This is a genomic window from Faecalibacterium sp. Marseille-Q4164 (assembly GCF_017377545.1).
GTDB lineage: Bacteria > Bacillota > Clostridia > Oscillospirales > Ruminococcaceae > Faecalibacterium > Faecalibacterium duncaniae.
In genome coordinates, this window is record NZ_JAFREJ010000022.1 from 20,962 (window position 1) to 32,802 (window position 11,841).

Here is an 11,841-nt window from a genome sequence, read left to right on the forward strand (position 1 = left end):
TTGAGCCCCTTTTTTCATGCCAAAAAACAGGAGGTAAATGCTTATGGCAGATGATAAAACCACAAAAACGCCGGAACAGCCGGTAACGGATAGCGGGCTGGGCAAGGAAACGCCTCCCGCTCCCCCAAAAGAGCCGGAGAAGGTTTCCGTTTCCCCGGAGCCGGAAAAAAAGACGGAACCGGAGGTAAAGAACCCACAGGTTTCTGTCTATAACTTCGCTGAAATTATGAAGGAAAAGAAAGCCGAGGAACGGGCGGCAGCTCCCGGCGGGGAAAAGCCTGACCCGGCAAAAGCGGAGAAACCGGAAAAGCAGCCGGAGGCTCCGAAAAAAGCGGAGGAAAAACCAAAAGAGCCGGAACAGCCGAAGCGCCGGGGCCGTCCCCCGAAAGCAGATAAGGACAAGGCCGCAACCCCGAAGCCCAAAGCTCCCGCACAGAAACCGGAAAATGCGGTCAAAAAGGAACCGGAGAAAAAAACGGCTCCAACGGTACAGGCCGCTCCCGCTCCGAAGGAACCCGAAAAACCGAAGGATGCACCACGCCGGGGCAAGGAACAGATCGTCTATATCAAGCTGAACGAGCTTCACGCCTTCAAGAACCATCCCTTTGAGGTTCGGGATGATGAAGAAATGCGGGCTATGGTGTCCAGCGTCAAGGACAAGGGCGTGACCCAGCCCGCTATCGTCCGTCCCCGTGAGGATGGCGGTTATGAGATCGTGTCCGGCCACCGCCGCCAGAAAGCCAGCGAGCTTGCCGGATATGCGGATATGCCCTGTATCGTCCGAAACCTGACGGATGATGAAGCCATCACCCAGATGGTCGAGGATAATCTGAACCAGCGTGAAGAAATCCTCCCCAGTGAGCGGGCCAAAGCCTTGAAAATGCAGCTTGAGGCTATCAAGCACCAGGGCTCCCGCACTTCGGGCCAGATTGACCCGAAGGACGCTGGCAAACGCTCCAACGAGATCGTGGCCGAGCGCAATAAGATGGCGGTCAAGCAGGTGCAGCGGTATATCCGTCTCAATGAGCTGGTTCCCGACCTGATGAAGCTGATGGATGAAAAAAAGCTGGGCTTTACTACGGCGGTGGAGCTTTCCTATATCGGCAAGAAGAACCAGAACTATATCGCTGTCGCCATTGACAGCCAGCAGTCCTCGCCTTCGCAGGCACAGGCAAAGCGTATGCGGGAGCTGGACGAAAAGAAGCTGCTCAACGGGGATGTGATCGACGGCATTATGATGGAGGACAAAAAGGAGGTAGACAAAGTGATTTTGACAGGTGCGGAACTGAGCAAATATTTCGGCAAGGAAACTACGCCGAGGGAAATGAAGGACCAGATTATCAAGCTGCTGGACGACTGGAAGGGCCAGCAGAAGGAACACGAAAAGCCGGAGAAGAAAAACGAACAGGAAAAGTAAGCCGAAACTTCGGGTCAACATGGCCCGAGGATTGCGGGGCTCTGCCCCGCGCCCCGAAGCTCTGGAGATATAAATTATTCCCCGTCGCCAGTTATTCCGTAGCATAGCCGGGAAAATCAGTCAAGGGCAGCGCCGCCGCAGGCGGTGCCAGAGGCACCCTTGACGGATTTATCCCGGTTATGCTTTTTCCCGGTCAAGCGACGGGGATATAAATTCTCCAGAGCCGTTCCCCTTCCCGGGGGAAGGGGCGGAGGGGTTGGGCGATACCTTGCTTTTCCCTAAACCAAAACAGAAATGGAGGCTCAACCAATGAAACGACCTTTAGCGTACCTGACCGCCGCATGGAGCGGCGAGCCGGATGTTGATATGGAGCTGGCGGCCCACTACTGCCGCCTTGCTTATGAGGCGGGCTTTTCCCCGATCTGCCCACTCTTGTATCTGCCGCTGTTTTTGAATGACAGCGTTCCCGAGGAACACAAGGCCGGGATTGATATGCGCCGGGATATGCTGCGGCGCTCCCATACCCTGATCGTCTGCGGCAGCGTTGTGGACGAGGATGTAAAAAACGATATTGCGGTTGCCGGGCGGCTGGGCATTGCGGCGACAACGCTGGAAGGGGTGCTTGCCGTGAAGGGACACGGCACTCCGGGCTATGCCGGACATTAAGCTGGGGAGCCTTTTTGACGGGATCGGCGTGTTCCCTCTGGCTGCTTCCCGGTGCGGTATCCGTCCGGTATGGGCCAGCGAGATTGAAAAAGCGCCCATCTCCATAACCAAAAGGCACTTTCCCGATATGGCGCATTTGGGAGATATTACGAAGGTGGACGGCGGGAAAATCCCGCCGGTCCATGTGATAACCTTCGGCTCTCCCTGTCAGAACCTTTCTCTGATCGGCAACCGCTCCGGCCTTGCCGGGGCAAAATCAAGCCTGTTCTATCAGGCGTTTCGTATCATACAGGAAATGAGGGATGCTACTGATAACCTATATCCAGCTATCGCTGTTTGGGAAAACGTCATGGGAGCGTTTTCTACAAATGACCGGATGGACTTTAGAGCCGTCCTATCCGCCTTCTCGGACACCGAAGTTCCAATGCCTCCTTCGGGAAGATGGGGAAACGCCGGAATGGTGCGAGGGGGAACGCCTGATGTGTGCTGGCGGCTCATGGACGCCCAGTATTGGGCAGGCTCCCGAAGGCTGGCACGAAGGCAGCGGATTTTCGTCGTGGCGGATTTTGGAGGCAGATGTGCCGCAGACATACTATTTAAGCCCCGTCCAATGCTCCCACTTCCTCCGCCTTGCGGAGAGGGCGGGCGGGCCGCCGCCGAAGGAGATCGAACAGCTTCTTTTGAAACAGGGCGGCAGATACCAGTCATACACCCCTTTCAGTGCTTCCGTATGCGGGGAGCGGCAAAAAGGCAGGAAGAAACGGCCTTCCGAAACAGCTTCGGATTACCAACTGACCCTTTTCCCACTCTTTTAGCCAGTGATGTAACGCCCTTTGCCTTCTGGTATGAGGGCGACCCGGAGGGCGGCTGTATCCGTTTTCTGACGGAAACGGAAAGCGAACGGCTGATGGGGCTGCCGGAGGGCTGGACAAAGTACGGGGCGGACGGCGTGGAGATCCGGCCTCTGCAACGCTACAAGGCGCTGGGAAATGCGATTGCCCTCCCTTGTGCCGATTACATTATGGCCGGGATCTATGAGGTGCTGGCTGACCGGGCCGGAAAGGAGGAATAAGCCCATGTTTGAAGCCTATATAACCAATACAGCCCTGTACCCCTTAATGGGGATCGAGGTAGGGACAACGGTACATTTTCCCACGACGACACAGGAGTTGCAGGCCGCCCTTGCCAAAATCGGGATAGATGGGAAACGGTACAGCGAAGTGTTCTTTACCAGCTTTGACAGCGATGTGCTGGGGCTCTACGATCATCTCTACGAATGTGAGAACATCGACGAGCTGAACGAGCTGGGCCACGCTCTGCTGGAAGTACGGGATAAGGGCGGACTGGAAACCTTTGAAGCCGCTCTTGTCTTAGGAAACCACACAAGGAGCGTGAAGGATTTGATAAACCTGACGCAGAACCTTGACCTTTACCGCTTTTACCCGGATATTTCCGATGATGAAGGGCTGGGCCGTCTTTACGCCGACGAGCTTGGGACTATCGACATACCGGAGCACATTCAGAACTACTTCGATTATGAGGCATACGGGCGGGATGTGCGTATCAACGAGGGCGGCGTATTCGCTCCCGGTGGGTATGTGTCGGCAGTCCCGGAGGGCTTCAAGGAGTATTACCACGGGCCGCAGGACATTCCGCCGGAACACCGGATATTTGCCTATCCTGAAAAGGCCGAGCCTGTCCACTCCATTCTCGCTACACTCAAACGGTTTCAAGAAGCCCCACCCGCTCCGAAAAAGGACAAGGCGGGGCCTTCCCATGAAGAACGGTAAGACTTCGGGCCAGCATGGCCCGAAGCATAAAGGAGGTGCATACCATCAACTATTACCCTATCAATGAAGGAGCCGCCCGCCGGGCAAAAGAAATGAACAGCTTTTCCGACTACAAGGAAGGGAGCGCAACGGCGGAATACCGGGCAATGGTGGACAAGGCCGCCGCCATAGCGGAAAAGCAGAAATCCCGGGTGGACCCCATGTACCATGAGAAGATCGACCATCTGTTAGACACCTACGCCCGCAAGCTGGCCGAAAACATGAACCAGGGCTTTGCCATTGACGCAAGGGTTCCCTCTGTGATGATCGCCGGACCTGCCAATTTCCCGGTGGGAAAGAAGGAAAAACAGAACCGGTTCCGGGACAGCAACATGGAGGAATGGCGGTATATTCAAGGGCTGCTGGATAAGATACGCAGTACCGGCATGGGCGGGATCAGCGCCGATGACCCGGCAGCGATTGAAAAACTCCAGAAGAAGCTGGACGGGCTGGAACGCTCCCAGCTCATTATGAAGGAGGTCAACGCCTATTACCGCAAGCATGGCAAGCTGGATGGCTGTGCACTGCTGTCGCCGGACCAGATCGAAAAGCTGAAAGCAAGCATGGCGGCAAACTGGCGGAGCGACCCGAGGCCCTTTGAAAGCTACCAGCTTACCAACAACAATGCGGAGATCCGCCGGGTAAAGACGCGTATCGAACAGCTCTCCAAACAGGCGCAGCGGGAGTTTTCCGGCTGGGAGTTCGACGGGGGCCGTGTGGAGATGAACCGGGAGGACAACCGCTTGCAGGTATTCTTTGATGGAAAGCCTGACGCGGACACCCGGGCCGAGTTGAAAAGCAGCGGTTTCCGCTGGGCTCCCAGTGTAGGCGCATGGCAGAGGCAGCTCACGGACAACGCCATCCGGGCGGCTGACCGTCTGGAATGTATCAAGCCGCTGTCCGGCGAAAAGCCCTCCCAGCTTCAAAAGAAGCCCTCTATCTTGCAGACCATGCGGGAACAGGGCGAAAAAGTCCAGACGGAGCCGGAAAAGAAAGCTCCGTCCGGCAGAGATGCCGAGCGGTAAGCCTCGGGCCACATTGGCCCGAGGTTTTCTGTTCCCCGAGATTGTACGGGGGCCTCCCGGATAGCGGGAACCCCGACGGAAAGGAGGTTTTATGCAGGAAGAAGTAAACCAAAAAACGGTTGCCCTTTCGATCAGGACAACGAAGCTCACGGGAAAAGTGCTGGTTGCCGCTCTTGGGAAGGTAGCGCGGGCGCTGCAAAAGCACCACCGGAAGGCGCTGACCCCGCAGGGACGCCAGAGTGTAAAAAAGCTGATGAACCACTATGGCGGCAAAAGCGCCATGCCCTATGTGGGAGCCCCAAAGGATTTTGACCGGATCGCAAAGGAGTTCCATGTGGACTACGCTTTCCATAAAGTGAGCCCCGGTCATTACCTACTGTTTTTCAAAGCCAATCAGGCGGACGCTATCACGGCGGCCCTCCAGAAGTACAGCGCAAAGGTGCTGAACAAAGAGCAGGACAAGGCTTCCATCCTCGGCCAGCTTCGGAAATTCACGGAGCAGATCAGGACGCAGGCAAAGGAAAAGCAGCGGACCAGAGAGGCGGTGAAGGACGGACGTTGAGTGACAAGATTAGAAAATATGTGCTCCCAAACCTGCCGTACCTCTTTGTGTTCTGGTTCTTCTCCAAAATCGGGACGGCCTACCGGATCGCCCCCGGCACAGACTTCGGGACAAAGCTCATGGGGATGCTCGATACCTTCCCCAAAGCCTTTGAAACCTACTGGCCGGGGCTGGGCGGTATTGACCTGCTGGTGGGCCTTGCCGGTGCGGCTGGGGTGTATCTGCTGATACAGTCAAAGATCAGGCAGGCGAAAAAATTCCGGCGGGATGCGGAGTACGGCACCGCCCGCTTTGGAACAAAGGAGGATATAAAGCCGTTTGTAGACCCTAAATTTCAGAACAATGTCATTCTGACCGGGACGGAGTTCCTGACCATGAACACCCGTCCGAAAATACCCGCCAATGCCCGGAACCTAAACGCCTGTGTCATCGGCTCGTCCGGTTCGGGTAAGACAAGGTTCTGGCTGACCCCGCAGCTCCTTCAAGCCCATTCCTCGTATGTGGTGGTAGACCCGAAGGGCGGCACCCTCGACCAGTGCGGGCGGTTTCTGCAACGGGAGAAATACAGGGTGCGGGTGTTCAACAGTATCGACTTTTCAAAATCCATGCACTACAATCCGCTGGCCTATATCAAGACAGAAAGCGATGTTTTGAAATTTGTTACCGCCCTGATTGCCAACACCAAAGGCGACGGCAAGGAGGGCGACGAGTTCTGGACAAAAGCAGAAACCCTCTTGTACTGCGCCCTTGTGTCCTACATCGTCTTTGAGGGGCCGGAGGAAGAACGCAACATGAATACGCTGGTGGAAATGATAAACAGCATGGAAGTCCGGGAGGATGACGAAACCTTCAAAAACGCGGTGGACTATATGTTTGACGGGCTGGAACGCCGCAGCCCCCAGCACTTCGCCGTGAGGCAGTATAAGAAATACAAGCTCGCCAGCGGTGTTGTATGCTCTAAAAGACTTCTTAATCAAGCGGTTGGGAAGTCTCTTAGAACACACAACCTAAAACCGAAGAAAGGAGCGCAAGTTATGAGAAAAAATGAGAAAATTACAGCTCTGTACGAACGACTGAGCCGTGATGACTTTGGCAAAGATGATGACCAACAGCGTGAGAGCAATTCCATATCCAATCAAAAGGCTATGTTGGAGGAGTTCGCCGCACGGCAGGGCTTTACAAACATTGTCCATTTCACGGACGATGGCATTAGCGGCACTTGCTTTGACCGTCCCGGATTTTTGGCAATGATGAAAGAGGTTGAAGCCGGGAATGTGGAGTACCTGTGTATCAAGGACATGAGTCGCATGGGGCGTGACTATCTGAAAGTCGGTCAGATTATGGAAATCCTGCGTCAGCGTGGCGTGCGACTTATCGCCATCAATGACGGCGTGGACAGTGCCAGAGGGGACGATGATTTTACCCCTTTCCGCAACATTATGAACGAATACTACGCCAGAGACACCAGCCGTAAAATCCGTTCCACTTTTCAATCCAAAGGCAAGTCCGGCAAGCACCTCACAGGCACAGTCATTTACGGCTATCTCTGGAACGAAGCCAGAGACCAATGGTTGGTTGACCCCGAAGCCGCTGATGTGGTCAAGCGCATCTTTGCCATGACGATTGACGGCTACGGTCCGTATCAGATCGCCAGCAAACTGAAATCGGAAAAGGTGCTTATTCCGTCTGCTTACCTTGCCCAACACGGCGAGGGTGTGAATAAAAACAAGACTTTCAAAGATGTGTACGGCTGGGGTTCTTCCACCATCTGCAACATTCTTGAAAAGCGTGAATATCTGGGACACACCATCAACTTCAAGACTCGAAAGCACTTCAAGGACAAGAAAAGCCATTATGTCCCGGAGGACGAATGGACGATTTTCGAAAATACCCATGAAGCTATCATTGACCAGCAGACCTTTGACCTTGTGCAGAAAATCCGTGGGAATGTCAGACGCTACCCGGACGGCTGGGGCGAAGCAGCTCCCCTCACAGGCTTGCTTTATTGTGCCGATTGCGGCGGCAAGATGTATGTCCACCGTACCAACAACGGCAAGCGTATTTCTCAATATACCTGTTCCCAATACAGCAAAGTCCCAGTTGGAAAGCTCTGCACGACACAGCACCGTATCAATGAAGATGTGGTACTGTCCCTTGTTTCCGAAATGCTCAAAGCTATTGCCGAGTATGCCAAGCATGACCGAGCCGAGTTTGTCCGTGTGGTGCAGGAAGCGCAGTCCAGCCAGCAGACGGCAGAGGTCAGGAAGCAGCGGACACGCCTTGCCACAGCAAAGCAGAGAGTTTCCGAGCTGGAAGTCCTGCTCTGCAAAATCTATGAGGACAACATTTTAGGCAAGCTGTCCGACAGCAGATACGCCACTCTGGACGCTCAATACGAAAAGGAACAGTCCGAGCTTACCGCTGAAATCTCTGTTCTGGAAAAGGCTGTCAAGAGCTATGAGAAGCACGAAAAGGACGCTGACCGTTTTATCGCTCTGATCGACAAATATGAGAACTTCGACAAGCTGACCATTGCCATGCTCAACGAGTTTATCGAGAAAATCCTTGTGCATGAGCGTGACCGCAAAGGCAGTATACAGACCACACAGGAGGTCGAGATTTACTTCAATTTTGTTGGGCGATTTGTTCCCCCGGCGTTTGGAGAAGTGGAGCTGACCCCGGAAGAATTAGAGGAAATCCGCAAACGTGAGGAACGCAAGGACAGGCTTCATCAGAACTACTTGAAGCGGAAAGCCAGCGGAGCGCAGAAGCGATACGAGGACAAAATCAAGAAGCGGAAAAAGGCAGAAATCGAAGCCAAGAAAGCCGCCATTCGTGCGGAGGATATTGCAAAGGGCGTGTTCGTCCCGGTCAGCAGTTTACCGCAGAGAGAGCCGATGAAAGGAGTACAAACAGCATGAATATCACTTACACACAGAACGGCGATTATCTTATCCCGAACATCGTTATCCGCAAGACCAAGCCCCTCGGACACTACGGCAGACTTCGCAAGGCGTATCTTGAAATGCACCGTCCGATACTGTTCAATGAGCTGGTGCTATCCGACAAGCTCTTTGAGCATTGCGCCGAGATTGACGAAGCGGCACGAAACCGCATGGAGCTGATCGTGCGGTCACTGGCAGAGCAAAACGACATGACCGAGCAACTAAAAGCCGAAAACCAAATGGAATGGGTGCGGCAGATGAACGCTTGCAAGGCACAGGCAGAGGAGATTGTGAAAGCGGAATTGATTTATGATTGAGCGAGAAAGTCCGGGCAGAAAACTGTTCGGGCTTTTCTCATATATTCCAAAGTTGCGGTAGAATTGTTCACAAGTTTTATGGTATAATTTGAATATAAAATTGAGCGATAAATCGGTAGTTGACAAAGGAGTTGAGCTGATATGAAAAAGAAAATCATCATATTGCTGTCTGTTGTGATAATTCTTTTGATTGGCATTGTTGTATGGTTTAATATTCCACTCGACTTGATGGACTTAGACCCTAATGAGGTCATGGAAATAGTTGTTTTCAATGGCAATAGCGGAAACGCAAAACATATTACCGACAAAGAGCAGATTCAGCATATTGTCGAAAATTTGAATGGCGTCGAAGTAAAGCGGTCAAAGCCATCTTTGGGATATATGGGATATAGTTTCAAAGTTACTATTTATTTGTCTGATGGCAACGAGGCAGGCGATTGGAATAATTTTATTATCAACTCAGATGATACAATTAGAAAAGATCCGTTTTTCTATTCTGTTACAAAGGGAAATATTGATTACAGCTATATTGAAGGTATCGTAGAATAACAAAAATTCTTGTTTGGCGAACTGATAAAATCCCTTTAGGAACGAAAGGGCGCACTTCTATACTCTCCTATCGGGAGTATGTGCGTCCTGCGGAGCTTCATTCCCGGTCAGCAGAAGAAAACTGCACGACCGAGAATGTTGCGTCACTTCGTTCCGTCAAGGTGGCTACACCCCCTTGCGCCGCTAATGCGGCTATCCCCTGTGGACTTGCCGTCCGCAAACGGTTTTGACAAACCGTTCGCCGCCAGCAAGTTTGAAATTAGTAAACGATAATTTAACAAAGGAGCGTGAGCGTATGAAAAAGATTATGTTTGGAAACAGTTTAATGCTATTGGGTATTGCTATAATGATACTTGCAGGATTAAAGGTGATATATGTAGGAACACTGTGGGTGTCGTTTCTTTTAATTATCGTGGGTTTTGTTATGGCTACGATTGGTTTTTTCGGTAAGGATAGCAAATAAATTATCTAACTGAATACAACAACCGAATACCGAAAAATAGACCGTTGACTGGTCGCAATGTGCGAAAAGTTGGCGGTCTTTTTTTATACCCATTTTCAAAAAAGGAGGTCAACCAAAATGGCAAAACAGAAAAGCCTTGAACAGCTTCGAGCTGAAAAAGAGCAAGTGGAAAAGCGGCTTGCACAGGAACAGCACAAACTGGAGCGTTTGGAGAACAGAAAGAAATATCTGGAGAAAGGCGAAAGGCAGAAACGTACCCACCGCCTTTGCAATCTGGGCGGCACGATTGAGAGCCTTGCCCCGGAGGTCAAAAATCTCACACGCACCGAAATGACCGAGCTGATGGAACACATCTTCGGTCTGCCGGAGGTACAGAGAGCCGTCCGGCACATGGAGATTACACACATCAACCAAGCAAACAGAGGAAAGGAGCTGAAAGCCAATGGCACTATTCCACTTCACAGTAACCCAAACGAAACGCAGTAAAGGTCAGTCTGCGATTGCTTCTGCCGCCTATCGTTCCGGCGAAAAGCTGTACAGCGAGTATTACGGCGAATACAGCGACTACACACGCAAGGGCGGCGTGATCTGCTCTGACATTCTCCTGCCGCCCCATGCACTGAAAGAATACGCAGACCGTCAGACCCTATGGAACGCGGTTGAAAAAGCCGAGCGTGGTAAGAACGCCCAGCTTGCATACAGTTTTGAAATTTCCTTGCAGAATGAATTTTCTCTTGAAGAAAACATCGCTCTGGCAAGGGAATTTTTGTTTCGGGAGTTTGTCAGCCGGGGCATGACCGTTGATGTGTCCTTTCACGAAAAGGAGTGTGAGGACGGCGGCACACCCAATCCCCATTTTCACTTTCTCTGCCCTATTCGACCAATGGAGCAGGACGGCACATGGGGCATAAAACAACGGCGAGAATATGTGCTGGACGAGGAGGGCAACCGTATTCGAGACGCAAACGGTAAGTATGTGTTCAATGCCGTTCCCACTACCGACTGGGGCAGTCCCGAAACGCTGGAACATTGGCGTGAAGCATGGGCGGAGATGTGCAACGCCAAGTTTGCGGAGAAAGGTCTGGATGTTCGTATCGACCACCGCAGCTATGAACGGCAAGGCGTGGATTTACTTCCCACTATCCATGAAGGCGCAACCGTCCGGGCAATGGAGAAGAAAGGTATCCGCACCGAGAAAGGCGAGTTCAACCGCTGGATCAAAGCCACCAACGCCGTGATCCGGGACATCAAGAAGAAAATCACTTCGCTTATGGGCTGGATTGCGGATATGAAAGCCGAGCTTGCCAAGCCACAGGCACCCGACCTTGTTTCTCTGCTGAACGCCTATTACACCCAGCGCAGAGCCGGGGCGTATTCGCAGAAAGGCAAGGTCAGCAATCTAAAGGAGATGAACGAGACTTTCAATTATCTCCGGGCAAACGGCATTTACTCCCTTGAAGATTTGGAAAGCCGTGTCAGCGAACACAGTGCTGCCACAGAGAGCTTGAAGAAAACGCTGGACGAACAGACCGCTCGAATGAAAGCAATTAAGCAGCTCTATGACAGCTCCGCTGCTTTCCAGAGCTTGAAGCCTGTCTATGACGGCTTGCAGAAAATCAAGTTTGAGAAGCCCAGAGCCAAGTACAAGGCTGAACACGCCGACGAACTGAAAATGTTCTACGCCGCCAGACGAAAGCTGACCGGGGAGTTCCCGGACGGCAAGGTGGATATGAAAAAGCTGACCGACGAGTATGACGAGCTGGAACAGGCGCACGAAACCACCTATGGCGAGTTTAAGGCTGTCAGAGACGATTTACACCGTCTTTGGAAGGTCAAGTCATGCGTAGATACTGCCGCCCGATTTAACGAGCGCACAGAGGAACAAAAGCTCCAAAATCGACCCCAAACACGACACAAAAAGGAGGAACTATCCCGATGAATTATACCCAAGCACAGATTGACCGGGCAAACGCCGTCAGTCTGGAAGATTTTCTCCGCACACAGGGAGAGACACTTATCAAAAGCGGACGGGAATACCGCTGGAAAGAACATGACAGCCTGACCGTCC

At 52.5% G+C, this 11,841-nt stretch carries 12 protein-coding genes; all 12 read left to right on the forward strand.

Features of this window, described 5'->3' with window-relative positions:
- The first annotated feature begins 37 nt into the window (after window positions 1-37).
- The 12 genes from J3352_RS12950 to mobQ all read left to right on the forward strand — a co-directional run bounded on the left by J3352_RS12950 (window position 38) and on the right by mobQ (window position 11,712).
- Window positions 38-1,417 (forward strand): ParB/RepB/Spo0J family partition protein, encoded by a 1,380-nt coding sequence (locus J3352_RS12950; protein ID WP_156066603.1) that lies wholly within the window; start codon window positions 38-40, stop codon window positions 1,415-1,417.
- 309 nt (window positions 1,418-1,726) lie between these two features.
- Entirely contained in the window at window positions 1,727-2,083 is a 357-nt protein-coding gene (locus J3352_RS12955; RefSeq protein ID WP_178105371.1) for a hypothetical protein, read from the forward strand.
- Complete coding sequence (locus J3352_RS12960) at window positions 2,070-3,155, forward strand: DNA cytosine methyltransferase (protein ID WP_156066605.1); 1,086 nt, start codon at window positions 2,070-2,072, stop codon at window positions 3,153-3,155. The genes J3352_RS12955 and J3352_RS12960 overlap by 14 nt, the downstream gene beginning before the upstream one ends.
- Window positions 3,156-3,159: 4 nt before the next feature.
- Window positions 3,160-3,873 (forward strand): antirestriction protein ArdA, encoded by a 714-nt coding sequence (locus tag J3352_RS12965; RefSeq protein WP_118717894.1) that lies wholly within the window; start codon window positions 3,160-3,162, stop codon window positions 3,871-3,873.
- A gap of 14 nt (window positions 3,874-3,887) precedes the next feature.
- The gene (locus J3352_RS12970) at window positions 3,888-4,937 is read left to right on the forward strand and encodes a hypothetical protein (RefSeq protein ID WP_156066607.1); all 1,050 of its coding nucleotides are present in this window, start codon (window positions 3,888-3,890) and stop codon (window positions 4,935-4,937) included.
- A gap of 91 nt (window positions 4,938-5,028) precedes the next feature.
- Window positions 5,029-5,499, forward strand: a complete 471-nt coding sequence (locus J3352_RS12975; RefSeq protein ID WP_156066609.1) for a PcfB family protein — start codon at window positions 5,029-5,031, stop codon at window positions 5,497-5,499.
- Entirely contained in the window at window positions 5,496-8,420 is a 2,925-nt protein-coding gene (locus J3352_RS12980; RefSeq protein ID WP_207700517.1) for a DUF4368 domain-containing protein, read from the forward strand. Before J3352_RS12975 ends, J3352_RS12980 begins: the two co-directional genes overlap by 4 nt.
- Window positions 8,417-8,761 carry a TnpV protein gene (locus J3352_RS12985; protein ID WP_025544149.1) on the forward strand — a complete coding sequence of 115 codons (345 nt, stop codon included), beginning with the start codon at window positions 8,417-8,419 and terminating at the stop codon, window positions 8,759-8,761. The genes J3352_RS12980 and J3352_RS12985 overlap by 4 nt, the downstream gene beginning before the upstream one ends.
- Window positions 8,762-8,902: 141 nt before the next feature.
- Entirely contained in the window at window positions 8,903-9,310 is a 408-nt protein-coding gene (locus J3352_RS12990; protein WP_025544150.1) for a hypothetical protein, read from the forward strand.
- Between the two features lie 295 nt (window positions 9,311-9,605).
- Window positions 9,606-9,773 (forward strand): hypothetical protein, encoded by a 168-nt coding sequence (locus tag J3352_RS12995; RefSeq protein WP_009259853.1) that lies wholly within the window; start codon window positions 9,606-9,608, stop codon window positions 9,771-9,773.
- 117 nt (window positions 9,774-9,890) lie between these two features.
- A complete protein-coding gene (locus tag J3352_RS13000) occupies window positions 9,891-10,259 on the forward strand; it encodes a DUF3847 domain-containing protein (protein WP_009259852.1) in 369 nt (122 codons plus the stop codon).
- Window positions 10,216-11,712, forward strand: coding sequence for a MobQ family relaxase (mobQ, locus tag J3352_RS13005; RefSeq protein ID WP_156066925.1), 1,497 nt, complete (start codon window positions 10,216-10,218; stop codon window positions 11,710-11,712). Before J3352_RS13000 ends, mobQ begins: the two co-directional genes overlap by 44 nt.
- Window positions 11,713-11,841 lie beyond the last annotated feature (129 nt).

What these genes read in the sequence shown, in the direction of transcription:
- J3352_RS12995 (WP_009259853.1), top strand. Translation starts at nt 9,606, where the DNA reads ATGAAAAAGATTATGTTTGGAAACAGTTTAATGCTATTGGGTATTGCT.
- J3352_RS12960 (WP_156066605.1), top strand. Translation starts at nt 2,070, where the DNA reads ATGCCGGACATTAAGCTGGGGAGCCTTTTTGACGGGATCGGCGTGTTC.
- J3352_RS12965 (WP_118717894.1), top strand. Translation starts at nt 3,160, where the DNA reads ATGTTTGAAGCCTATATAACCAATACAGCCCTGTACCCCTTAATGGGG.
- J3352_RS12985 (WP_025544149.1), top strand. Translation starts at nt 8,417, where the DNA reads ATGAATATCACTTACACACAGAACGGCGATTATCTTATCCCGAACATC.
- mobQ (WP_156066925.1), top strand. Translation starts at nt 10,216, where the DNA reads ATGGCACTATTCCACTTCACAGTAACCCAAACGAAACGCAGTAAAGGT.
- J3352_RS12975 (WP_156066609.1), top strand. Translation starts at nt 5,029, where the DNA reads ATGCAGGAAGAAGTAAACCAAAAAACGGTTGCCCTTTCGATCAGGACA.
- J3352_RS12950 (WP_156066603.1), top strand. Translation starts at nt 38, where the DNA reads ATGCTTATGGCAGATGATAAAACCACAAAAACGCCGGAACAGCCGGTA.
- J3352_RS12970 (WP_156066607.1), top strand. Translation starts at nt 3,888, where the DNA reads ATGGCCCGAAGCATAAAGGAGGTGCATACCATCAACTATTACCCTATC.
- J3352_RS12955 (WP_178105371.1), top strand. Translation starts at nt 1,727, where the DNA reads ATGAAACGACCTTTAGCGTACCTGACCGCCGCATGGAGCGGCGAGCCG.
- J3352_RS13000 (WP_009259852.1), top strand. Translation starts at nt 9,891, where the DNA reads ATGGCAAAACAGAAAAGCCTTGAACAGCTTCGAGCTGAAAAAGAGCAA.
- J3352_RS12990 (WP_025544150.1), top strand. Translation starts at nt 8,903, where the DNA reads ATGAAAAAGAAAATCATCATATTGCTGTCTGTTGTGATAATTCTTTTG.